Raw genomic sequence first — 24,026 nt, forward strand, 5'->3', positions numbered from 1 at the left:
ATTTCTGTCATGTTAACGAGCCGTATTCAATTTAGATGCTTGATTCTGGGATGGCTGGTATTCGCTTTATTCGTAACAGGCTGCGTCAAGCTGAGTGCGGAAACACCACTCGGCGAGCTCAAGGTGAAACTCGATAAAGCACTTGAGGCGAATGCCCAAAAAGTCTCTTCGGATCAGAAAGTGGCGAATACGGGGGAGATGTATTTGGAAAAGCTGTCTGATTTGAAAAGCGAATTTCTGGATCAAGGAAGTCTGGATGGCGTTCTGGAAGTTCAGGATGAAATCAGACGATATAAAAACTCAGGCGGCATCCCGACCGAGTTTTCGCCGATTGAGCAGCTAGCGAACTATCAAAAGATTTACGCCAATGAAATTAAGAAGATAGAATCGGAAGAGATGGTTGGCGTGCGTCGTATTTACAATGCTTACGAGAATGCACTACTGAGAAGGGAAGAAGAGCTTGTGCGGATGGGATCCATCAAAAAGGCCGTCGATGTCAGAAAGGAGCGAGATCGGGTCAAAAAAGTCATTAGAAAGCTTTCCCAGAAGCAGGTTGATCCCATGACGAAGAAGTATTTCGCGTCCCAGCGTAAAAAAGACGCCGATAGTGCGGATTCGGAAGAGGATGTTTTTTTGCGTCCTGAAGAGCCGGAAAATGCCGTCCCGGAGGTAGAGAATCAGGAGGTGATGAGTGAGGGAGCCGATGCCTTAAGCGGGGCTTTCGACGTCCTTAAGGCCAAGTTCCAGCAGGCACTTGTGGCTCACTGGGAGACGGTCGCTTCAGATGAGCAGAAAATGTATAAAAAATACATGAGGGAGCTGCGCATCCGTGAATTTCATTATCAGAGCCAGGGTAGTCTTGATGGCGTACTGGGCATCCGTAAGGAGATGAAACGTCTGGAAGAAAAAGGCGCTCTATTGGATGAAGAGGCTGAATTAAAGCACTTGGCAATCGTTCGCAGAAACTTCGTGAAGGACGTGAAGAAACTAAAATCAGCGGACCGGGAGCGCCTGCTCGCCATCTACCGTGAATACTTGGACGTGTACGGCGAATTGGAGCGATCCCTGGTCAAACAGCGCTTGATTGAAGAAGCGACGGCAGTGCGAAAAGAAAGAGAGCGGGTCGCCGAACTGATCACGAAACAGGCACAAAAAGACCTGGTGCTTCATGTCTTTGAGATGGGGCAGGATGCGGAGCAGTAAGCTTGATTCTTAGAACTGTTACTGGAATTCTATTCTGCGAGACGAGTAATCTCAAAGCATACAATATCACTTTGCAAAAGTTTTGATCTTTTTGGAAACAGATTGTCCGTAGTCGAGGGTGGTATCTGAGTGTTAATCGACGTCACTGGCGTGCCATCGCTACAACCATTAAGTATCAATTCTTTTTTTTTATTGGTGTAATACCAGCTACTTTCTTTTGTCGGTAATACGAACCCCAAAACCAGAGTTTTGAGGCTACGTAGCCTCGCTTGTTAAAGCGGGGTGTGGTAAAGTTTTTTACTTGCGATCGGTTAGGCTTTTGCGCCGCCTGGGATTGGGTATCATTTCTTTCCGCTAACGGAGTCCAGCTGGACCAAAAACCGCCCAAGCCAAAAATATGACCAGTTTGAAAAGACCCGGGCTAGGTGTGAGCTTAGCGGCGACGGCGTAAGATCAATGACAGCCTTACGATTCCGAGCAGTACCAGTGTCGATGGCTCGGGCACGCCAAGGATCGTGTTCAGGTCGTTGTCTGCCAAAAGGTAGGCGTTGAACGAAAAGTTGGCGTTGGCGGCATCGGGATAATCTGCGATTGTACCATAATCGCTCTCGTCCCGTATTTTTTAAGATTGCTCCTTTTCAACTCATCCCTTTCTGCCACTTCCGTATTAATCCCTTTCTACAGCTTCATCTGTTGGTGTTTATTTTCGCCGCGACGACCCTGATCGGTCGGGCCTCGGAACTCAGCGCTCCCGTATTGATTACCTGGCGCTGCCTCCTGGCGGCGGGTGGGGCGTTTCTATGGGTGGTGCTGATGCGTGATCGCAGGCTCTGGTTGGGTTGGCCTGTACTGGGGAGGCTCTTGTTCGTCGGCATGATTATGGGGCTGCATTGGCTTTGCCTGTTTGGCGCGGTTAAGGTCGCCAATGTTTCCATTGCCCTGGCCGGTCTCGCGACTTTGTCGGTGTTTACCGCCTTCACCGAACCCTTGATCAATCGTGTCAAAGTGCGGCGTTTCGAGGTGGTGCTGGGCATGCTGGTGCTTTTTGGAATTTGCCTCATTGCTGGTGCCGAAGTGGGGCATTTGCTCGGGCTTGGGCTTGCCCTGCTCAGCGCCTTGTTTGCTGCCCTTTTCATGGTCCTGAACAAGCGCATCGTGGAAAGTGGGAGCGACCCCATGGTCATGGTGGGCTGGGAAATGCTCGCCGCGACTATGGTCTGTTTTTGCGCGGTTCCGTTCATTGATCCGCTTGGTTATGCGGCACTGGCGGTGGGGGCGCTTCTGGAATGGTTCTGGATTCTTTTGCTTGCCTGGGGCTGTACCGTGTTTGCTCAGGCTTTGGCGAATAAACTGCTGAAAACGATCAGCGCCTACTCTTTCAACCTGGCCGCCAACTTCGAGCCGGTCTACGGCATGATCGCGGCAGCGCTGATATTCGCGGAATATGAAAACTTGGGCGCAACCTTCTACTTCGGTGCGTTAGCCATCGTCGTTGCCAACCTGCTTCACCCCCGTTTGGAACGCCGCTTTGGCATTCGACCGGTGCCCGGCGGTTTGGTTTAGTGTTCGGTGGGTCGCTGAGTCATTGCTCCCGAACGAGGCACGGTGTAATGAGCGCTGTTGTAGAAGCCGAATAATTGACATTTTTTCTGAAAGCGTTATCATTAAAATAGTAATTCTTTTAATCATAATGCGACACCTACAACTCCCCTTATCTCTACTTGCTGGTAGTCTCTCCATCAATGCTGCAACTGTAACTTCAACCACATCTGCTCCGACTATCGATGGTGCGGACATTGCGATGTATACAATTACCGATACGGATTTTGGTACATCCCGTCTGAATGGTGACCGGAGTGCGCGCGGTCAAACCTTCACCACCGGCAGTAACTCTACCGGCTACCTGCTTTCGTCCTTTACCTTGCAGTCCGCCGAAACCTTTACGCCCAACGGTTTTCAAGACGGTGAGTATCAGCTCCGCGTGGGTACGCTCTCCGGTTCCACATTTACCGCGATTGCAGATGAAACGACTCCTCTGGATACCGGTTTCGCATACACTGATACCCACTACATCACTTTCTCGTTCGACACTTCTGTTCTCCTTGCCGCAAATACTCTCTACGCCATCGATGTAAACAAGCTTGATGGCCAGGGATTCCAATCCTACCGAAACACTGATGATAGTTCCTACACTGGTGGCACAGCTTACAGCGGTAGTAACACTGGCAGTTCTACTTCCGACACCGTTAATACTCATGGGCATGATCGAGTATTCCATGTAGACTTGGCAGCCGCACCGATACCTGAACCATCTAGTTTATGGCTCTCCGCATTCGCTGCATTATCGCTGATGCTGCGCCGGCGACGCTAAAACAGGTCTTCCGCAAGTACGGAAGATAGTGCGTTAGGATGTGTTAAAAGATTTGCCGGGCGCTTGTTGTTCGGGCGTCGACGTGACTTCAAAAGAACGCTTGTCAGCGTTCCAAAATGTAAAAATACCGGCCACCCGTTTTGATGAAAGTTCCGGTGCCCAGGTTGCCGTCATCGAGAATCCGGTCCACCTTGAGAAAAACTTCAGGGAAGTCCCTTTCGTAAGCGAGACTTATGGAGGCCTTGATTCCTTCCCGGTCGTATTCCCAGTCATACCAACCACCCGGGATCGGTTCTTCGTACCATGCCGTATCCTGTAGATAGGGTGCGACTGTCGCAGGTAGATTGTTGCCCTGTCCGTCAGGTGCCCAACTGCCGTTCTCCAAGGCGTGTGTTTCAAATGCACCGCTGAAAACTCGCATATTGTTCGCAATACGACTCGCGTAGGTGTTTTGACGGGACTTTTCCAGGGCCGGGATTCCCATAACTGCGAGTAAGCCAATAATAACGACCACAATCATTATTTCCACGAGGGTAAATGCGGAGCATTTGGCAGGTAGGGGAAGTAAACGGGGCATCTGAAACTGTATAGCTGAAAAGCTATAACCTGGAATTTAATGAAAATCAAGATGCAAGTCGATGGGCTGAAAGGAGTTATGCGCATAAAGTAACAGGTGAAGTGCGTTTTCAGTTTGCAGTTTGGCCTCATCCGAGCCTTAATGACGGCTGTCTTTGAGAAATGGACCGCCTTGGCTCGCCCTCTTCTCAGTGCTCGGATTTTTCTGGAGTATCGGGCACAAGCAGCTACTCAAACACAGCCTTAAGAAGGGCTTTGGACTTTTCGTCGGCGCGCTCGTAGTAGGCGTCGGCCAGCTCGGTTTCGCCTTCGATCTCCAAAAAGATTCCCGCGAGGACATTGATGCCGCCGTTGTCCGGTGTGATCTGGGCCGCCATTCTGGAGAGATTGACCTTATCCTGATTGTTCAGGTCGGTGTATTCGAATGCAGCTTCATGTTCTCCCTTCGCCGAGCTGAAAATCAGTTTCTGGTCTTTGATTTCCTTAAGCCATACTTTCTTACGCGCCTTGCTGAAATCGATTAAGAGTGGTTGAAGCATTTTTTTTGAATTCAGACGTTCCAGTGCGTTCATCAAACCGTGGTCCACGAATTCCCGTCTTGCTTCGATCAAAGAGCGGGCCGGACGCTGCGAGGTGGATGATTTTTGCGTGGTTTTCTGTCCGGTGGAATTCTCGTAGGCGCCGGTGATTTGTAACTGCCTGTCCTTGACGGATAGCATCAGCACAGCCGTTGCGGTGGGGAAGATGCGTGTGCCGTAGGCGTGATCGGTCGAAGCATAATCGCGCCCCGGGATTACCACGAAGCCGCCATCATGTGTCTCGGTCATGATGAACCACCACTTCAGGGCATCCATGTATTCCCGGAAATCCTCTTCCGATGCCAGTGCCGCTCCCAGACTACCCCAGGAAACATGCATCAGCGTCGAAGCATGCCCGCGGAAAACATGTTCGGCGTTTTTGGCGCAGCCCGTCGCCATCAGGTCGGAAAGGTAGCGCCAGGATTCGTTTTCCTGGTTGCCGATTCGGTGGGCGAGGGCGCCGGCCCCGGGGCGTGACAAGTGATGCATCTCTTTGCTGTCGTCGTGGCGGTAGGGGCGCTTGGGCTCCTCGATTATCTGATTGCGGATCACCAGCCGTTTTCTGCCCCCGTAATCATAGACCAGGTTGGTCTCCGATTCCCCGGCGACCCAGTCCGTTGGTCGCCAGCGCGGGTCTTTTTTCGTCGGCCACTGGATTTCATAGTCGCCAATATCTTTCATGCCGGATTCAACCGGATAGCCGATGCCTCCCGGACTACTGTTCTTCGCGGTCCTCGAGTCATTTAAAATAATGACGGCGTGATCCAGACTTTCAAAGCCATAGCCGATGCTGCCGTTATCGCCCACAGAGCGCAAAAATGCCTGGTGAAGGTTGCTGTAGGCGGGTTCCCCGTACTCATCGAGACCAGCTTCCTTGAAGAGGCTCATGGCGGTCATGGCAAGCGCCCCCGGCAATGCCATGGCGCCGTACCCTTTTGGCCCACCGGAGGCACGGCGTCGCATGATGAAAGGGTTTGGTCTGTGGGAATAGCCACCGGATTTGACTTCCTGCGCCTCAATGTAGCATTGGGTCAGCGATTCAATTGCAGGCAGTAATCGCCGGTCGCCGGTCTTGAGGTAATACTCCCCCATGACGATGCCATCATAACCTTGAGTCCAAGACTTGAAGCCGGCCCCATCCAGCGGGTCATAGCGCTTCTGGTAATAGCCTTTCATGATGTCATCGACCAGGCGCATGTATTTTTCATCAGGGCTGGCCATCAGGGCGAGAACCGCCGTCGAATGCGTGTGAATCTGTCTTTCAAACTTTCCGGCCCGCTCGTAGTCCTCCACCAGAAAATCCAGAAGGTCCGTCATGAGTTGGTCCGAGCGGGAACAATCAAAGGGATAGGTCTCGGAGAAGCGGGGCCTGGGTTGGATGGTGATGGGCACGACCGCTTCGTCGGTTTGTTTGCCGCCTTTCCAGATGATCAGTTCCAGCTGACCGCCGTTTGCCTGACTATCCTCAATCAGCGGCGCCATTTCCGCCATAGGCCCATCCCAACCGGACTCTCCTTTGGCACCCCGGCCAAACTTGTGGGATACATTCATCTTAGTGCCATTGGCGCCCACGATGAGATCACCGATTTCAACTTTGCCGTGGGCGGGGGAATTCTTGAAAACGTATCGGACCGTGAAGTATTTGGAATGCTTTTCCGTGATCTCCGCACGGATCCCCGTCGGGCCGACATTCAAGAACCATCCCTTCCCGAGCTCCTCCACGATTTCACGATCATGCCATCCGTTGTATTTCAGGTTCCAGGGCCAGCCGTCGCTTTTGACGTTCACCGCCGACAAGGGCAGGCTAAGGATTGCTCCAATACAGGTGAGAACTAGAAAACGGATGGGGGACTTCATAGGCGTTCAACGAGTATGCCTATAGCTTCGATTCGAAGGAGTTAAGCCTTATTTTGTGGCTGCGTCGTATATTTGCCAAGAATCTCGGTGCGGATCGGGTGCCCTTCTATTCGCCGCAGCAAGAGCTGATAAGTGCCAGAAAGGGACTATCTCCAACCAGGTTCCTTTGATCACAGAACCTATGGCTTCAAGGAGTTCATTGATCTGTTTTGCGTCTAATCTCTTTTGGGTTTTCGTGGATACCGTTCGAGCCGCTCAAGTGCTTGTTTTCTTTGCACCTCTGATAAATGGGATGTTGCTTGCACGTAGGCGATGGCCTCCTCGGGAGATGCCTTGGCCCATTGGGAAGCCGCCAGGTAGAGCGCGCGGTAACGCAATTTCGCATCCACGGTGGACTCCGCCCAGGGGATGGCCTGCTGGGGGGATTTTTTCGAGAGCTCTCTCACCAAAGCGTAACGCCCGTAGTCATAAACGGGTTCATTCGGTTGTTCCTTGAGCCATGTCGATGCGGCCTTCAAATCGTTTCTTGCCCACTCCCGAATGACCGGCTCCAGCGTTCTGGACCTGTCCTCCGGATTGGCTAATTGCAGTGACCATTCGGCGGATGCTTTCGGATGATCCTCCGCGTATTCCCCGGCCCACCAACCGTAAGCTTTTTGGGCCAGTTCGGCGTCGCGGGCGGCCAGTGCTTGCGCCAGTTCTACAACGGGTTCGGTCGGATCGCTTTCCAGGTAATTGCTGAAAAGGTTATACACCAGGTTGCTTCGAATGGATTCCGGTTGGTCCATGATGAAATCAACCATGGCCCGGGTATCCGGTTGTTTTGCCTCAGCCAATGCTTTGATAACGCCCCGACCTCCCTGAAGCTGGGTATGGTGATTCGAGATTAATCTGAGCTTGCGATAGGCTTCCTCTGGCTTGTCCCTGGTCATCTCCAGGAAAACATAGTGGGCGCTGCGCCTGACGGTATTCAACCGCTTTGCAACCCAATCATAGGCCGTGTCGGGATCCTTTCGGGCCCACTTCCAGACCGCATTGACGGTAATGTGTCCCCAGTCCTTTTCCGTGGGAAAATCGTCCGCAAGCCGAAGCGCCGCCTCGGGCTCACTTTGGGCTAATTCAATAGCGAGCCAGACCGCCAGTTCGGTGAGTTTGTCTTCGTCGGATAGCAACAAGGCCTTGATCGCTGTTTCCATCTTATCGATTTCGATCTGGCGCACGAGCCCGGCGATCCGGTCAGCGTCAGGCTCCGCCGAACTCATTTCTCTGAGAACCCGTTCGAGGGCGCTGTCGGATCCGTCTAAGGGTTCGGGTATGTCCTTCAGGACGGATTGGTAGAAATACTCCGGGGCATTGGCCAAGGCATCGAGCTTATCGGGTTCATCCAGCGACCGCATGTTTTCAATCAGCTTCGCCTCTGATTCAGTTAGCTGGTTGAGTGGCGATCCGGGTGCAGCACTGATGTAGATAAAATAGCCCACCAGAAGAATAGTGATGGGAATCAGCAGATAGCCGATCCAACGGAAGCGCGGAGACGAGTCAGGTTGAGGGGAGTCGGACACAGTGGATTGAGTTAAAGATGACTGTTTCTAGATGAGGTGAGTTAAATAACGCTCAATCCGCCATCAAGGCGAATTAAAACACGCGCCCGCATGCATGGTTCCACGTTGGTTGAGATTCAATTGCGACTTTGCGCCTGCGAGGCGTAGTAGGGCTCGACGGTTTCCAGATGACCTTGCACGATTTTGCCGATCGCTTCGGCGGGCAATTCCCCCTCGTGCAGCTCGAAGATTGCGACTAAAAGCGAAAGCTCAATGTCCATCTTCTTAGGCGTGGTCGCCTTCATTTCCGCTAGAATTTCCAGCGCCTTGCTTTCAGCTTTCTTGTAGTATTTAAATTTTCCTCGTTCGGCGTCGTCATGGTTTGAGGATCACCCAGTGGCTTCCGTAGTCAAGGAGTGACTCGGATCGGTTCTGAAAGTGAGGCGGGAGGGGTCTGTAGGGCTTGGTGCCGCTCAGGCCCCTCGGCGGGGGCAATTTTATAATTTGCGTTTGCTCCTTTGAGCCCCCTCGACACAAAGGTCGCCCAGTATGCTTACACTTCTCATTTCAACGCTTGTCGCCATTGCCTTGTTCAGCACGGGGGCTTCGGTCTTCTATATTATTCTCGCATTTATCGGTGCATTTTTCCTGGTCGGGTTTCCGGTTCGGAAAAGGATGTCCAAGGTCCAGAAGGAGCTTCAGGTGACGATGCAAGCCGCTCAGGGGCGTATGCAGCGAAAGATAAAGCAGTTTCAGAATAAGCCCGGCGGCAACGTGAAGCAGATGCAACGCCAGCTTGAAATAGATCAAAAAGCCATGCTCCAGCGGGCGCTGGAATTTGTCGATCAGCTTGAACCTTTCCGGAAGTGGACCCTGCTCACGGGACGCCAGATCGCAACCATGCGCTTTCAGTTTTACTACCAGCTAAAAGAGTTCAAAAAGGCTGACGAGATCCTGGCCACTTGCGGTTTCCTGAGGGGCCCGATGATGATGGACCCCATGACGGCGGCCATGCGGATGGCGCGCTGTTATCAGAACGATGACCTGGCCGGCGCGGAAAAGGTCTTCAAGCGTCGGATCCGCTGGACCTGGGGCGATCGGGGGACCTTGCTCTACGGCCTGATGTCGTGGATGTACGTTCAGGTGGGCGAACTGGATGAAGCCCGGCGGATTCTATTGAAGGCCAAGGAGAAAACAGGAGACGATACCTTTAAAAAGAACTGGGAGCACCTGTCCAACGACCGTGTCAAAAAATTCTCGAATGCCGGGTTGGGGGACCAATGGTATAGCCTTTATTTGGAGGAACCGCCCACGCCCAAGCAGCAGCGGATCAAGCAGGGCCATGGACGTAATCCGCGCGGGTTCTAGCTCGCTTCCAAGGAACCAGAGTGTTCCGGGGCCTGCGGGCATACGGTTGGGATTAATCAGGTAGAGGTGGGGCTAGGGTTGAGTTGAAGCCTTTGGATTGCCTGACGTGAGTTTGTCGACGGAGCTTAAGCGGAGATGGTGAAGCAACGTTGCGTTTGACCCCTTTTGGGCCAAATATTTAATTTAAACGTTTGACCCTTTCTTATCCCTTGCTTGGTTAGTCTGGTGTTACTGCGCCGGCGTGGTGAGTAACAACTAAATTTCATTTTCAAAAGGAGTCTCAGCCGAGGCTCCTTTTTTTTTATGGTTTTTAGCACAGAAAGCATGATTTTTTCACCCACAGGTTCCCGCAACGCTTTCCACGGCAATTTAGTGGGGGAGTCTAAACGCATGTTGTAAAGATACCCGCTGCAGGATTGCTGTGAATCCGGGGGGGATTTGGATGTAATCTTTATAATTTGCTTTTGACCCCCCACTGGTCTCTCGGTGACCTTTTACTGGAACAAACCCGTACCGATGACCGCGCCGAACTCCGCTCCACTCGAAAAACCCCGTTTCACTGTCGATCTGGACAAGGTCCGTCGTAACATCGCGGGAATGGCCGATAAATTTCAACGCCACGGCGTGGGGTTTCGGCCACATTTCAAGACCCACCAGTGCGCCGCCATCGGCGAGTTGTTCCGAAAGGTTGGCGTGAGCGCGATCACCGTTTCATCTCTGGATATGGCGTCCTATTTTCACCAAAGCGGGTGGGATGACATCACTCTGGCCGTACCGGTGAATCCCGGCCAACTCGAGGCCATCAACCGGCTGGCCGGTCAGACCAGGCTTAATCTGCTTGTCGATTCACTCGAAACCACCAGGCAGCTCAACGACTCCCTGGATGTGAGCTGCCCCGTCTGGGTGAAGGTCGATGTGGGCTACGGCCGGGTCGGCATCCGGTGGCACAAGCAGCAGGCGATTCTGGATTTGATCGAATGGATCGACAAAGCGCCTCGTTTGGAGCTCTTGGGCTTGCTGACCCACTCCGGCCACAGCTACGGATGTCGTGGTCGTGGGGAAGTCGCGGCGTGCTTCGAGGAAGGGCGGCTTCGTATGCTCGAGTTGAAGCGCTTTTTGCAGGATCACGGCCATGAGGTTAAAGTCTCGATGGGCGATACTCCCTCCGCGAGCCTGGCGGAGCAGTTCGAAGGAGTGGACGAAATGCGGCCCGGGAATTTTGTATTCTACGACCTCTTTCAAAGTCAGGTGGGTTCCTGCGGGCTGGAGGATATCGCCGTGGCCACGGCCTGCCCGGTGATCGGTAAGTATGAGGATGAACTGAAGTTGGTTGTTTACGGAGGCTCGATCCATCTCTCCAAGGACTCGGTACACATTGATGGCGAACGCCTGTTCGGCCAGCTCGCCTTGCCCGATGGCAAGGGTTGGGCAATCGTACCCCTGCAGGAGGGAAAGCTCACCAGCTGTTGCCAGGAAGTATCCAAGATCCAGGTCTCGCCCGGGGTCTTTGAACAAATTGAACTCGGCCAGTGCGTTTACATCCTGCCCGTTCATTCCTGCCTGGCCGCCGACCTTTACCCCCGCTACGCGACTCTGGATGGCGATCTGCTGGAGAGATTCCGCTTGTTCAGCTGAGTTGGGACCTGTGATTCCAGTCGGAATGACGGGCAAGGCAGGCAGAGCGCTACCGTCTATGGATGCGATACACCCGATGAGTGCAGGCGGGGGACTGTTTAGATCTTTATATGAGGGTTGTCGCTGCGATCGGATTTCGCCATATCTCCTTTGAGACGAGTTATGTAAGAGGAGAGCCGTTCATTATCCTCAATTAACGTGAATGCATGGTAGAGATAAATCCATGTGTGCTCCGTGGTGAACTAAGGTGCTAGCCGACGAGGGACTGGAAAACGGGGAAACTGCGCTGCCTTGGCCATCTTCTTTATCTTCTGCGTTTAATCCGGATGAAACTAACTTAAGGACTTTATCGTGGTAGCGATTCATCCACGTAGGCAGCCTGCTTTAGCCGGCTGCCCGCAAGTGCAAACGGAACCGCGTGCCTTTACTAGGTCACAGGGCAAAGCACAGTGAGTACGTTAAATAAGCTTAAGAAGCGTCATTCGCGTTTAATCCCTTTTATAAGCTTTTCACAAGCTGCAGGTCCTGTTTGCGCCCTCAATCTGGCACAATGAATCGATCATCTGAGATGGAATTCGAACCTCTCCAAGAAAGGGAGCGATCCCTTCTTTTTGCCTATTTGCAAACCCCAGCGGATACGGTCACCGTCTGTGGTTTCTTCAAAGCCGTCCGGGCGGTAGGCACCACCCGCCCATGGTCCTTCTTTGAGCTCGTGTTTTTTGCTGAAATTTACGCCGTCTCTAGCGTACTGGATCGAATGGGCCACTCCCTTTGGCCCAACGTTACCGATTACGGCCGCAACTCCGGGGCCCTGCGGCCAGACGAGTACCTCGTGTCCGCCGGGGATAACGGGGTTACTCCCGCATTTGCGGTAAGGCCCCGCGGGATTCTCCGCAAAGGCGATCCCCATCTTTGTCTCTCTTGGGCTCTTGCCGAGCTGCCGTCCCTTGTAATAAAGCCAATACTTGCCGCCGCGAATGATCAGGCATGCGTCGTCAACCAGATGGCTGTCGAAGGCCTCGGCCTGGTCGCTGTTCTTCAAAACCGGCTTTTTATGTACTCGTTTCCAGGGTCCGTCCGGCGAATCAGAAACAGCCACCCCAATTTTCGTGTTCGGATTGAAATCATCTTTCAACTTTACCGATGTCCCGCTGTAGAACAGCCAGTATTTTCCCTCAGCGACCAGAATGTTGGGTGTGAAGACACTGGCTCCGTCCCAGCCGCCCGGCGTGCCGCGCCCAAGCGCCATGGATTTTTCTTCCCAAACTCTTCCGTCCTTTGAAACCGCATACCATATGGTCGCATCGTAGCCCGAAAAGACTGAGCCCTTTGAATACCAGACATAGTAGGTATCGCCTACCTTGATGATATCGCTGGGGTCACGTCGCATGACCCCCTCCTGCGGGCCGAGGTTGACCGCCGGCCGCGATCGGCAGTGCATGGTGGTTGGTGGTGGCCCGAGCGCATCGACGATGACTTTGGTCTGATTCGGCGGAACGTTCGCAATCACTTCGATCTGGCCATCGTGGTTTTCTCTCTGGAGCGTTTGGCCCTCTTCATTGTTCGCGTGATCCTCCCAGGTATACAGCATGCGACCATTTGGTAACTTGAAGACCTGCAAATTGACGGGGGCCTTCGGCGGGGAGTCGGGATCCGGATTATTTCCATTGTAGAAATCGGTCGGGTCCGTGCCGTTGGCGAATTCCTCACCATTTGATATCCCATCCGAATCGGCATCCGACAGGTGGTCATCGGAAGGAACTCCCGGGGTTCTGTCCTCGGGGATAATGTCTCTGACCGATAATCCGTAGTGCCGGAACTCTTCTAAAAATAGAACAATCTCTTTTTCCCATTCGTCGGGCAGCCCGTCGGCATCTTTGTCGGCGACCTTCTTGTCGACGCTTACGCACCCGCACAGGATCAAAAGAAATACGGTTAAACTCGTGATGTTTGTGATGGGGTTGTTTTTCATTATTTGAAGATCCCGAGACGGTACGACCGGGCTGGAGCTGGGGTTTCAAGGGAGAGTATCATGTTTTCATTCCGAGCCAGGTGAATGGCTGTGTTTTTGAGGTAGAATGACTGAGAGTAAGATTAAGAGTAAGATTAGGCTTTTAGCCAACTGAGAACCGGGGAACTGAAAACTGGGAAACGGCGCGAATCCGCGCACGGCTTTGCCGCGCTCGCTACAGCCGATTGATGCGCAAAAGGGTCCCCGCCTGCATGCCCGGTTCCGCAGGGAAATCGGTGGTGTCCGTGAGGACATACAAAAAGCCATCCGGGCCCTGCCCGATATCGCGCACGCGAACGGCACCGATTCGGATTTTTTCCTGGGCTGGGAATCCGCCCGTTTCATCGGCCTTTAAACGAAGGATGGCACCGGCCGGTGAGGGAATATAGGCTAAAATGGTCTTATTGGCGCGCAGCAGCATGGCCGCGAGAAAGACGTCGCCGACTGCGTTCTCGTAGCGGCTTCCGGTATACGCGACCAGGCCGGAAGGCGCGATCGAAGGGGTCCAGACCACTTCGGGCTCCCGGAAGTCGGGCAGCGCCTGATGTGGGGTGATCAGCGTGCTCGTCAGGTCGTACTCCCTGGCATAGGTTGTTCGTGGCCAGCCGTAGTTGGCCCCCGAATGGATTGCATTCAGTTCGTCGCCACCCTGGCTGCCGTGCTCACTCGCCAGCACGCGCTGATGGATACTGTCGTAGGTCAGGCCCTGCACGTTGCGGTGACCGAGGCTCCAGATTTCAGGTAAAACCCCGGGCGCATCGACATAAGGATTATCGGAAGGAATCGCACCGTCATCGTGAATTCGAAGGATCTTGCCGAAATGCTCATCGAGTGACTGCGCCTGCTCGCGGATCAAGGCATTCCCGTATTCGGCCGGAGGGTTCCCGCCATCGCCAACCGAAAAAAGCAGGGTCTCGTCCGGCAGCCAGGCGAAGCGCGACCCGAAGTGCTGCCCGCCTGACTTTGGGTTCACGACTTTGAATATCACCTCCGCGTTCGCCAACTCACCGTCCCGTAGCTCAGCTCGGAGGACTTGGAGGCGATTCGCTGCGTCGGAACCCGCCGAATAGGAGAGATAAATCAGCTGGTTCTCATCGAATCTCGGATGGACAATCACATCGAGCAGTCCGCCCTGTCCACTGATATAGATCTCCGGGATTCCGCCAATCGGTTGAGGATCGAGCTCCCCGTCACGTATGATTCGTAAAGACCCGAAACGCTCGGAGAGGAGGATGTCGCCGTTCGGCAGCCAATCAAAGCCCCAGGGCGCATCCAGGCCCGAGACGATTACCGTGGTCGCCGCTTTCCGGTTGGGCAGCTCTCGATGATCGGTGACCGCCACCGAGCCGTCGGTTTCCCAGGCGGGTTTCCGGAGCCAGAGACTGCAGCCAACGATCAGGCCGAGGAGAATCAGCATCCATAGGACGAGTTTGAGCCGCGATGTTCCATTCACCATCTCCCTAGCAGGTCGCAAAAAGAGAGGAAGGCAAACGGGAAATGATTGATCGTTAATGGCGCAGGGGAGTGCGCCGATTTTCTATTTTGTTTGATCTCATTCGCCCCCGTGTGGCCGATCAAGCCATTAGGTCCTGATCTTGGAATAGGCCCGTAGATAGCCAACGCACTGTGCCACCTCCGGCAGGTTGGTCTCCCAATTATGCTCATACTCAACCGAGACATTTCCGGCAAAACCATGCTGCCGCACTTCATCGAGAATTGAAACAAGATCGATGATCCCGGTTCCGCAGGGACGGTCGTGTGTCCACCGCTCAACCGACGCCCTGTCCTTCATGTGAAAGGCGCGGATACGTGGTGCCACCTTTTTGATGACCTCCAGCGGTTCCAGGCCCGATGTTGCCCAATGGCCGATGTCCGCACAATATCCGAGATTGGCATGGCGGCCATCGATTGCCCTCCATATCGTATCCGGATTCCATAGCTTGGTTGGCTTCGGGTGATTGTGGAAACAGACCTTGAGGTCGTATTCCTGGGAAAGCTTCTCCAGTGTATCGACAGCTTCGAGTGATTCCGTTGTCACTCCATACAGGCCGAGTTTCTTGGCAAACTCGAAGACCGGTCGCGCTGCTTTCTCTTCCTTGGGAATCCTGGTAATGCCAAAGTTGACCGCCTTCAATCCGTGTTTCTCAAGATGGTCATTGATGGATGCAATCACCTCATCGGAAAGGCTTGGTTCCAGCTTCAGCCGATCATGCGGGCCTCCCAGTCTTTGGCCGGGAAAAATCTCTACATTCGCCCCTGTGGAAGCGGCCATCTCAATCGCCTCAAACAAGGTGAATTTTCTGAAAGACCAGCACTGAACAGAAATCGAAAACCCTGCGGATGTTATTGCCTCAGCGGGAATAACTCCACCCTTGGACCGCAAAGCAAGCACAGCAGAAGCAGCAGGAACCATGGTGAAGAGAGACCGGCGCTTGGTTTTCATCGTGCCAACAAAATGCCCTTCGTTCATAAGCCATGCAAGCCCACTTACAGGAATCCAAGAACCTGATACGCCCGATTCGATGATTCCGATACGCTTCATGTTACACTCAGGTTAAACCTGGAGGTTCCCTGATCCACAATCTTGTTTCGCTATTGCGGCCCGAAAGATTAAGAACTATCTGCCGGTTCACTTATGCGAGTGCTTCTTACATCACATGGTTCGACGGGTGACATCTATCCGGTTATCCGACTTGGACGTGCGCTGGTCGAGGCGGGACATGATGTACGCTTTGCGACAGTATCTCTGTATCGCGAGGAGATTGAATCGGCGGGAATCAAATACGTCTATCTTCCGCCGGACTGGGACCAGTCGGGCTTCGCCGAGGCCATGCGTGATCTGACCAAGGCCCGCAATCCCGTGGACTTGATACGAATCATTTTCACGGAGACACTTCCCTATCTGGATGAAATCTTTCAGACGCTGGAGCGTGAGTTGCAAACGGCGGATATTTTTGTCTCGAGCTATGTCTATTCCAGTTTGTGTCAGTTGGCGAAAAGGGCCGGTGTGCCCTGTGCTGTCACAACCTTCGCCCACAATATCGTGCCTTCTGTGGGTTACCCGCCGGATGGTTTGCCGCGCCTTGCCTTGCCGGCCTTTTTCCGGCGACGCTGGAACTCGATGCTCTGGAAACTTACCGACCGCGTGCTTTGCTGGCAGATTAACAAGGTCGTTGGTGAACGGATGGAAGCTTTTGGAATCGGGCGCACGGAGAGTTATGTTCTTGAGCCGGCCGACAAGGTGATTGTGACCGTGTCGAAAAAGTTGTTTGAGCCGAAACACCTCTGGAGTGATCGCTTTCGATTTACCGGATTCCTCCGCTGGCAGTCGCCCGAGGATCCGAATTTGAATGCCGAGATCGATGCCTTTACCGAGGGCGAGAAAGTGCCCGTCCTGAATTTTGGCAGTGTGACCTTTGATGAGGCTCGCAAGGTAATGACGCGTTTCATGCGCAACTGGCCGGAGGGTAAGAAGATTATCATTCAAGCAGGGTGGGCCGGCCTGACCATTGAGCGTCCCCGTGCGGAGATGAAATGTATCGGTCCTGTCTCGCACGATCAGCTCTTTCAATACGCTTCCTGTGTGATCCACCACGGTGGGGCGGGCACTACGGCCAGCGTTCTGCACGCAGGCATTCCGCAGATCATCATTCCCCACATCGGCGACCAGTGGTTCTTTGCCAGGGAAATGAGGCGGCTACGTGTCGGCCTTGAGGTGAAACGCAAGAGATGGCCGGAGCAGTTGCCGAAAGCGGTTAGGATCGCAGAACGATCGAAGCGCTTGAATCGTCGATCAAAGAAGCTCGCAAAACTACTTGCTGAAGAAGACGGACCGGCGAATGCCGTGCACGAGCTGGAAAAGATGTGCGAATAGTTTATCGTATCTGTTCAGCATCAATCTGAGGGTCTATTTCTGTTCACAAATCACTGACGTAGTTGGGGTGTCCCATATACAGGCGCTCGGCATCCATGGGTCGTTGGCTGTTGTCTTCTCCCTTCATTTCCTTTGCCAGCTCGTCGTCGAGCGCGCCGAGCGCCGGGAAAACCTCATCATTCCCATCGACATGGAAGTGGAAATCCCCGATCCGGAAGCCCTCCACGCGGTGCTTCAAAATGGAACGGTGTTCTCCCATCAATAATCCCAGAGTCATTCTGGCTTTTGACGGTGCGGATCGAACAGAAGCATGGCAGAACGAACGCATCGCACCGAGGAAAAGATTATCCGCAGTCGTTCTGCAACTGTCCTTGCCTTCCTTGCCCTCTTTTAGGTTGCTCGGTTCAGCCTCGAATCGAGGGGAGGGTGCTGCGCTCGCATAGATGAGCTATTTAGGCGGCAAGTCGATTGAAGTACCTACGTGGTGATAACGCAACAAGCTTGAGTTTGACCCTATTTCGTTTCGGCCCAAACTGACCAATTTTCATGAAACATATCACTATTGTACTCTTGTTTGCCCTCATTGCCGGTGCCACGCTTTCCGGGAAAACTTCCGAGGTCTACGGCCCGGAGCCGAGTCTGGCCAACGTGGCCTATGGGCCGCACGAGAAGCATGTGCTCGACGTTTGGAAGGCGGAATCGAGTCAGCCGACGCCTGTGGCCATTTACATTCACGGGGGCGCCTGGCGCGGACGTGACAAAATCGATGCTCGGGGCTGGCTGGATATCCAGGCACTGCTCGATGCGAAGATTTCGGTGGTGGCGATCAGTTACCGCCTGCTCAAGGACGCCAAAGAGGTCGAGCCCTTCGTGAAGGCGCCGATGGAGGACGCCGCGCGTGCCTTGCAGTTTGTGCGCAGCAAGGCCGGGGAGTGGAATCTCGACAAGGACCGCGTGGGGCTTTCCGGGGTTTCGGCGGGCGGTTGCACCGCCTTATGGCTGGCCTACCACGACGAGCTGGCCGAGCCCCAAAGTAACGACCCCATTGCCCGCGAATCCACCCGCGTGAGCTGTGTGGTGGTCGATCAGGCCCAGACCTCGCTCGATCCGAAGCAGGTCCGGCAGTGGATCACCAAGGCGAGTTATGGGGCGCATGCATTCAACCGGAAAGATCTCGACGAGTTATTGGAGAATCGGGAGGAGGTGCTGCCCTGGATTAACGCCTATTCCCCCTATGCGCTGCTGACCCCGGATGACCCGCCGACGGTCTTGAGCTATGGCGCCAAAGTCATGTTCCCGGATCATAGTGAGCACCCGTTTGCCAAAGTGCATTCGGCCGCCTACGGGGTTGGGCTCAAGCAGCGTTGTGACGAGCTGGGGGTGCCCTGTGAAATGATCAAAGCAAAGAAGCGGCGCGGCCAAGCTTTCACCGCGTTATCGGACCACCTCATCGAATTGTTGAAGTAGGCAGCTGCGCCTTTTCCGGGTCAGGGGCAGGCGAAGGGCAAATCTTTATAGTTGGCGTTTGAGCCCTTTTGGAGCCCCCCAAGTGCTAAATAAAAAAGGTAATATAGCTTTCGACTACAAGAATTACGGAATGACCCCTTTCTGGCCCCATTGCTGGACAACCACGTATTCACGTTTGTGAATGTCGATTCCAAGCTTGAGGACTTCCGCTTGCGCTTTAGTCTGTTGGTTTGATGTGGGAGTGGGTTGTTGGTTCTGATTCTTCATAGCTGGAGTGTCAGTTTATCACCACTGGCAACTCCTCCCATGTCATCTTTTAGAGCCCTAATAATAACGGAATGTCCCCTTTTGGCCCTCCTTTTTTAGCCACTTAATCTCCGTTCTCTCCTTCAATATCTTGGAGTTTTTTGTTTGTCTTCGAATTGAGTTTCGCAGATGCCAAAGCCTCTTTGAGAGTAGCTTGATAGTGCAGTCTGATTTGATTTTCAGCTATTGAACCAGATTTCTTTGCTTCATCTAATAATCGAAGCTGTTTTAAATACTTTTCATCGACAAGGGGATCGGACCTCAACAAAGCCCAAGCAACAGGCGCATTCATAAACGCTACACCAAGAACCATAGCTCGCCAGATTCCTAGCTCAGGAATAGTAGGATCGATTTGGTTACCAATGAAGAGAGCGGTATCTAGCGTCGCCCCCATAAAGCACCCTATTGAGAATCTTATTGGGGAGTTGAGGTATAATGCTCTTGTGGCCTTTTCTAGGAAAAGGCTAACCGCATCAGAGGTTCCACCTATGTCAGGCATTTTCAATTGCTCCAAATGGTGTGCTACTCTCAGAGGCTGGTCTTTTAACGTCTTCAAAAACTTTCCCTGGTGGTGAACCTTCATCAAAGTTATTAGAATTCTGCGCTATGAATTTTAGAATCTCCAACGCTTCGCCAAAATTCATACCATATAGGCCGGACTTTACCCTAAAGTAGAATACGCAATAGTTGCCCCAGATTAGTAAAACCAAAAAGCTTGATATTGCATATAAAATCTTTGGATCATAATCAGACATATTAAACCAAAGTTCGGCAAATTTTGGAATAAGGTTAGCTACCCCAGTATACAATGTAGCATGAAGTGCCCTCTTAAACCTTTCCCGCTTAATTAATAGAACGATAGGCAAACTTTTGAGGCTTCTGTGGCCTTTAAAAAAAACAACACCGAGCCTGCTAAGGATACGAGTGGCTAAAGTAATACCGTTCTCGCGGACAGATAAAATCCAGACAAATGTAATAACAATGACTGGGACGAGTGCATATGCACTTATGCTGAGTTTTTCGTCTGCTAGCCAGATCGTAATTATAGCTGCGCAAATGCACAAATATATAAGTAGGACTTTAGGCTGAAACTTTGCAGGCTGCATAACTTTTTCTAGTTGAAGGCTAACTTAAAGACAAATTAGGAAATTTATTTTAATTCAATAAAAAGTCTTCGTCGGAATTTAGATTCTAAGGTCACGTAATTTTGACGGAAAGGCGTAAACTTGGCTGCATAGCGTATGCAGATAGTCTAACTAATAATAATCTACTGCATCTTCTTGAGTTCTCGGTATCGAAAATGCATCTTCTTAGCGTGGTTAAGTGCTGCATCTCGAGCTTGAAGTGTATCTTTAGGCTTAATGTCTTTTTGACTATAGCTTATAGTCGTAAGTTTACTTGTCAGGCTCTGCCGCTTATCGAAAGCAGTATTAAAAAGGCCTATTAGTTGTGTAGGTAATTTCTCCTGCTCGTATTTTATCAGTAGGTCGTTGGCTTTTGCATACGACATCTCGATTAGGCATACATTAGTTGCTTCGGTAATAAATGACTCGAACATCTTAATGTAGTTCGGCAGTCTTAAGTCCGCATATAGTGATATTAAGAGGAATCTCTTGAGTGGATCAGTTTCGGTCTCAAGAAGCTTAAGTATAGCTCTTTTTAGTGATTCTGCTCCTAGATGTTCTGTGAGAAATGAACTTCCTCCTAAAGTAATTAAATATGCTGATAATGAGTGTAGCTCTTCGCTAGCTAACGCTTTTGCATGAAGAGTGATGAGGCTCATGTTGCAATGAACATGGTGGTCTATGACTTTGCTAAGAATAACTAGCTTATCTGGTCCGTCGATATGCTCTGCATTTCTTACGACATTATAAAGCGAGCGTAATGCCAGCACATGTCTTATTATTTTTTCGATATCTGTAGACGGAGTCTTGTAGCCCATTAAGCTCTCGCTTACCTCGCGATGTTCAGCCCTTCGTTCTTCGAAGTCTTTATCTGCAGCTTTGAGATCTTTGCGTCGCTTTACTGCTTTTGAAGCTATGTCATCACGCTCGTCGGCGTTCTTTCTTGGCTCAAGTAGGTGTTTGATATGTTCTTCTAGGTGCGTGACTGTAACGGCATTTTCAATCGGATATTCTTTTTCTATATATCGCAGTAGTTGAGTCGCGATGAATTGATCTTCTCTTTGGCGTCCCGAGAAATAGGACAAGGCGTCACCTAAACGTAGTGCACTATCTAAGTCGGTAAGATTATCTTTAAGTATCAAAAAGCCCTTTTCTAGGCTTTGCGCTAGGTAAAAATTGTAGAACACGTAACACGTAAATTCTATGTAGTTATCTTTCTCGCATACAATTCCAGACTGGCACAGATGAGAAATAAACTTGTTCGGATTTGAGTCTAACAACTTCTTATCAAAAAATTCAATTATGATGCTCTCTAGTTCATTTTTATCTACGGATAGGCTACTTCGCTCGTAGCATAAGATTGCTAGCTTTTGTAATATCAGTCTTAAGTTATAAATGGAATATGCACTTTCTCCTTCAGCTTGGTCTAAGCCAGTTTCTTCCATTTTTTCGAGTAAGCGTATAAAGTTAAGGCCACTCAGTTCATTACCTAACTCGCAGAACACTCTCAGGTATACTGCAACTAAGAATGGAGTTACGGGTATGTCAGAGTTTGCCAGACAGTTTTCCAAGAATTCAATAGCAGCATCTACATCAACTGTTTTTCCAAGCGCTTCTAGATACCTTGTCGCAAATTCCTTTAAACGGCTTGGTCCCCACTGAGATAGTCTTAGAAATGCTATGCCTTTCAGCGACAGTTCAGGTCCGATAGCATCGAACAACATGTCATTTTTTACACACAACACAATATGCCACTTTTGTTCTGCTGCCAGGCTTAGAAATCTACCAATGAAATCACTGTTGCTAGAGTTCAAATTGTCTATGGCGATGGTTAGCTGAACTTCATTTTTCGACTCTCCGATTTCCTCATCCACGCGGTTATTGATGAATCGCAGTAGTTGTTCAGGCTTTTTTACACCTGCGACTTCCTGACTTTCAAAATATAATGCATATCTTTCGTTTCGCACCGCATTAACTTTAGAGCATAATTCCTTTAGGAAGATGGTTGTTCCAGAATCAGGTTCACCGTATATGATAGACGAGGTTTCGGATGCATTATGATATGGATCATTAACATGGTTTTCTGATTTCCCCTCTCTCTTCCAGGTAACTTCCTTGAAAGGTGGATTTACAATAATGGGATTATCTAACTTCTGAGCTATTTTTAGTTCTTCGCGAACACTTAGTTCGAGGCTGGTAACTGCCTCATTCATCTTTTTGACTACATGTAATGGAGCTAAAGTGGGGATTGCTTGTTGCGGTAGCGGTAGTTGCGATTGTCCATCTTTAGCGTGCTCAACATGTCTATCGAAATCTTCTCTTTCACGTATGAATTTTCGATGATGGCAAGCAACGGAACGTTCGATTGGATCAACGGTATAAAAGTTATACCCGTCATGTATTCCGCTAATTGCACCATCAAAAAATGCTGGAACCGTGAATATCAGGCTCTCGTTATTCGGTGTAATTTGATAGCTGGACTCTGGTGAATGAAGATGTCCGGTAAGGACAAAATCATACCGCCTGTAAAGATCTGGTTGGACGTGAGTTTGCTCAGTAGCATGATACCAGTCCATGGGGTGATGCATAATAGCAATTTTTAATTCTGCATCCTTGATTTCTTCATGTAGAGCATGCACTTGGGGATCGGTGAGAAACAAGTTGTTTTTGTCAGTGTCTCCAGAGCACCTCCATGATGAGTTGAAACTGGAAATACCAACCTTAAAATCACTCACTTCAAATACTCTACTGTATGACGGCGAAGTTGTATCTATACCTCTAGTATTTAGGTAATTCAGATAGTTCTGCTGTCTAGGCATCGTCCAAGAAGTATGATCAAACGCTTCACTAGCTAGATTTGTGTCGGATATTTTGCTAATAAGTCCTGCTTCAGCCATTGTATCGATTTTGCTACGGTCGATATCATGATTGCCCATGCAAAACATGAAATTTTTAGCTGATATATTTAAGCCTCTCGAGAGCTTGCTGAAAATCTTATCGGCTAACTCAAACTCTTCGGGTCTCCCTGAATAGGCTAAATCTCCGGACACAATAATAATATCGGGTTCGACCTTTAGATGTTCAATGTCCCGAATAAGTGCTTTTGTTCTAATATCAAGTTCAAGCTCTCTGTCGGTTCGCGCATGAATGTCCGAAATGTGTAGTATGTTAATTTTTTTCATGGCAAAGCTATCTAGTTACTTAATTGAGAGCGTTTGCTCAGGAATACACGAATTACGGTAAAATTCACTTACTTTAAGATATTAGATTCAGCGCGTTCTGAAACATTTTCAACCAAAGCCAAGCTTCGCCTGCAAACATATCTTTTGGCCGACAGTGCGATAAGAAGGGTGAAAGGTCATATATGGCTAGGAATTATACTCCACTTGGTTCTCGGCGACAGCAGCAACCGGCAGCGGGTCGATGCGTTTGCGGAACTCGATTTCTTTTTCCATCTGGGCGCGGCGGAGGTCGGAGTGGGACTGGAGGTTCATCCAGAACTGGGCTTCCATATTGAAGAAGATGCCGAGGGCGAGGGCGGTCTCGGCGGTGATGGCGCGACGGCCCTTAATAATTTCGGTCAGTCGGGAGGCGGGGATGCCGGTGCGGCGTGCCAGCTCGGCTTGGCTGAGGCCCATGGGCTCAAGGAATTCTTCGAGGAGAATCCTGCCCGGGGTGGCGGCGAGCATGGCTTTGGCTTCGGGGGTCATGGGGAGGGGTTGGTTGTTGTTGGTTGTTTGTTGTGAGTTGGAATGGGAAGGAACCGTTAATTAACGTGAATAAACGTAAATTAACGGTTTTAAAAAAAGTTTAACATTAGTGGTAGTCGGTGATCTCGACGTCGTACGCGTTGCCGTCTTCCCAGCGGAAACAAATGCGCCACTTACTATTGATGCGGATGCTGTGTTGGCCCTTTCGTTTACCGGTGAGGGCTTCGAGGTGGTTGCTGGGTGGAATACGCAGGGTGTCGAGCGAAGTGGCGGCGTTGAGGATGGAGAGTTTGTTGGCGGCTCGAGGCAAAACATCCGGAGGCAGGCCGGAACGTTTGCCCTCCCACAGAGCTTTGGTGGGTTTCCCTTTAAAGCTCTGGATCATTTGTGTAATACGAAATTACG

At 51.2% G+C, this 24,026-nt stretch carries 21 protein-coding genes; 7 read left to right on the forward strand and 14 right to left on the reverse strand.

Annotated features, from left to right (window positions below; genetic code table 11):
• Positions 1–39 precede the first annotated feature (39 nt).
• Positions 40–1,203 carry a hypothetical protein gene (locus DDZ13_RS03775; RefSeq protein WP_110130093.1) on the forward strand — a complete coding sequence of 388 codons (1,164 nt, stop codon included), beginning with the start codon at positions 40–42 and terminating at the stop codon, positions 1,201–1,203.
• 433 nt (positions 1,204–1,636) lie between these two features.
• Here DDZ13_RS03775 and DDZ13_RS15970 read toward each other — a convergent pair whose 3' ends face one another.
• The gene (locus tag DDZ13_RS15970) at positions 1,637–1,708 is read right to left on the reverse strand and encodes a PEP-CTERM sorting domain-containing protein (RefSeq protein WP_425486544.1); all 72 of its coding nucleotides are present in this window, start codon (positions 1,706–1,708) and stop codon (positions 1,637–1,639) included.
• Positions 1,709–1,794: 86 nt separating this feature from the next.
• On the opposite strand from DDZ13_RS15970, the gene DDZ13_RS03785 reads away from it, so the two are divergent.
• Positions 1,795–2,766 (forward strand): DMT family transporter, encoded by a 972-nt coding sequence (locus DDZ13_RS03785; protein ID WP_146209226.1) that lies wholly within the window; start codon positions 1,795–1,797, stop codon positions 2,764–2,766.
• A 127-nt stretch (positions 2,767–2,893) separates the two neighbouring features.
• Positions 2,894–3,574, forward strand: coding sequence for a PEP-CTERM sorting domain-containing protein (locus tag DDZ13_RS03790; protein ID WP_110130096.1), 681 nt, complete (start codon positions 2,894–2,896; stop codon positions 3,572–3,574).
• A 103-nt stretch (positions 3,575–3,677) separates the two neighbouring features.
• Here the strand turns inward: DDZ13_RS03790 and DDZ13_RS15680 are convergent, their stop codons facing one another.
• The 4 genes from DDZ13_RS15680 to DDZ13_RS15435 form a co-directional block, all read right to left on the reverse strand.
• Positions 3,678–4,151 (reverse strand): type II secretion system protein, encoded by a 474-nt coding sequence (locus tag DDZ13_RS15680; protein WP_233246066.1) that lies wholly within the window; start codon positions 4,149–4,151, stop codon positions 3,678–3,680.
• A gap of 226 nt (positions 4,152–4,377) precedes the next feature.
• Positions 4,378–6,585, reverse strand: coding sequence for a DUF6288 domain-containing protein (locus DDZ13_RS03800; RefSeq protein WP_146209227.1), 2,208 nt, complete (start codon positions 6,583–6,585; stop codon positions 4,378–4,380).
• Between the two features lie 215 nt (positions 6,586–6,800).
• Positions 6,801–8,147, reverse strand: coding sequence for a PX domain-containing protein (locus DDZ13_RS03805; protein ID WP_110130098.1), 1,347 nt, complete (start codon positions 8,145–8,147; stop codon positions 6,801–6,803).
• Positions 8,148–8,263: 116 nt separating this feature from the next.
• A complete protein-coding gene (locus tag DDZ13_RS15435) occupies positions 8,264–8,431 on the reverse strand; it encodes a hypothetical protein (protein ID WP_158279776.1) in 168 nt (55 codons plus the stop codon).
• A 244-nt stretch (positions 8,432–8,675) separates the two neighbouring features.
• Between DDZ13_RS15435 and DDZ13_RS03810 the strand changes: the two genes are divergently transcribed.
• Both DDZ13_RS03810 and DDZ13_RS03815 read left to right on the forward strand, forming a co-directional pair.
• The gene (locus DDZ13_RS03810; protein ID WP_110130099.1) at positions 8,676–9,494 is read left to right on the forward strand and encodes a hypothetical protein; all 819 of its coding nucleotides are present in this window, start codon (positions 8,676–8,678) and stop codon (positions 9,492–9,494) included.
• Positions 9,495–10,010: 516 nt separating this feature from the next.
• Complete coding sequence (locus DDZ13_RS03815; protein WP_146209228.1) at positions 10,011–11,129, forward strand: alanine racemase; 1,119 nt, start codon at positions 10,011–10,013, stop codon at positions 11,127–11,129.
• Between the two features lie 559 nt (positions 11,130–11,688).
• On the opposite strand, the gene DDZ13_RS15595 is transcribed toward DDZ13_RS03815, so the two are convergent.
• The 3 genes from DDZ13_RS15595 to DDZ13_RS03830 form a co-directional block, all read right to left on the reverse strand.
• A complete protein-coding gene (locus DDZ13_RS15595; protein ID WP_199221043.1) occupies positions 11,689–13,101 on the reverse strand; it encodes a family 43 glycosylhydrolase in 1,413 nt (470 codons plus the stop codon).
• Between the two features lie 214 nt (positions 13,102–13,315).
• Entirely contained in the window at positions 13,316–14,557 is a 1,242-nt protein-coding gene (locus DDZ13_RS03825; RefSeq protein ID WP_199221044.1) for a PQQ-dependent sugar dehydrogenase, read from the reverse strand.
• A gap of 165 nt (positions 14,558–14,722) precedes the next feature.
• Positions 14,723–15,412: a sugar phosphate isomerase/epimerase family protein gene (locus DDZ13_RS03830; RefSeq protein ID WP_158279777.1), complete on the reverse strand. Its 690-nt coding sequence runs from the start codon at positions 15,410–15,412 to the stop codon at positions 14,723–14,725.
• A gap of 369 nt (positions 15,413–15,781) precedes the next feature.
• Here DDZ13_RS03830 and DDZ13_RS03835 point away from each other — a divergent pair, with 369 nt between their 5' ends.
• Positions 15,782–17,014: a glycosyltransferase gene (locus DDZ13_RS03835; RefSeq protein ID WP_158279778.1), complete on the forward strand. Its 1,233-nt coding sequence runs from the start codon at positions 15,782–15,784 to the stop codon at positions 17,012–17,014.
• A 43-nt stretch (positions 17,015–17,057) separates the two neighbouring features.
• On the opposite strand, the gene DDZ13_RS03840 is transcribed toward DDZ13_RS03835, so the two are convergent.
• The gene (locus tag DDZ13_RS03840) at positions 17,058–17,291 is read right to left on the reverse strand and encodes a hypothetical protein (RefSeq protein WP_110130104.1); all 234 of its coding nucleotides are present in this window, start codon (positions 17,289–17,291) and stop codon (positions 17,058–17,060) included.
• A gap of 269 nt (positions 17,292–17,560) precedes the next feature.
• Here DDZ13_RS03840 and DDZ13_RS03845 point away from each other — a divergent pair, with 269 nt between their 5' ends.
• Positions 17,561–18,481, forward strand: coding sequence for an alpha/beta hydrolase (locus tag DDZ13_RS03845; protein ID WP_110130105.1), 921 nt, complete (start codon positions 17,561–17,563; stop codon positions 18,479–18,481).
• A gap of 370 nt (positions 18,482–18,851) precedes the next feature.
• Here the strand turns inward: DDZ13_RS03845 and DDZ13_RS03850 are convergent, their stop codons facing one another.
• From DDZ13_RS03850 to DDZ13_RS03870, 5 genes are all read right to left on the reverse strand, one after another.
• On the reverse strand, positions 18,852–19,286 hold the full coding sequence (locus DDZ13_RS03850; protein WP_110130106.1) for a hypothetical protein: 435 nt from the start codon (positions 19,284–19,286) through the stop codon (positions 18,852–18,854).
• Positions 19,279–19,893: a hypothetical protein gene (locus DDZ13_RS03855; protein ID WP_110130107.1), complete on the reverse strand. Its 615-nt coding sequence runs from the start codon at positions 19,891–19,893 to the stop codon at positions 19,279–19,281. Before DDZ13_RS03855 ends, DDZ13_RS03850 begins: the two co-directional genes overlap by 8 nt.
• A gap of 161 nt (positions 19,894–20,054) precedes the next feature.
• On the reverse strand, positions 20,055–23,093 hold the full coding sequence (locus tag DDZ13_RS03860; RefSeq protein WP_110130108.1) for a metallophosphoesterase: 3,039 nt from the start codon (positions 23,091–23,093) through the stop codon (positions 20,055–20,057).
• 186 nt (positions 23,094–23,279) lie between these two features.
• Complete coding sequence (locus DDZ13_RS03865; protein ID WP_199221045.1) at positions 23,280–23,621, reverse strand: HigA family addiction module antitoxin; 342 nt, start codon at positions 23,619–23,621, stop codon at positions 23,280–23,282.
• A 106-nt stretch (positions 23,622–23,727) separates the two neighbouring features.
• Complete coding sequence (locus tag DDZ13_RS03870; RefSeq protein WP_110130109.1) at positions 23,728–24,006, reverse strand: type II toxin-antitoxin system RelE/ParE family toxin; 279 nt, start codon at positions 24,004–24,006, stop codon at positions 23,728–23,730.
• Positions 24,007–24,026: the final 20 nt, after the last annotated feature.

This window comes from Coraliomargarita sinensis, assembly GCF_003185655.1.
Taxonomy (GTDB): domain Bacteria; phylum Verrucomicrobiota; class Verrucomicrobiia; order Opitutales; family Coraliomargaritaceae; genus Coraliomargarita_B; species Coraliomargarita_B sinensis.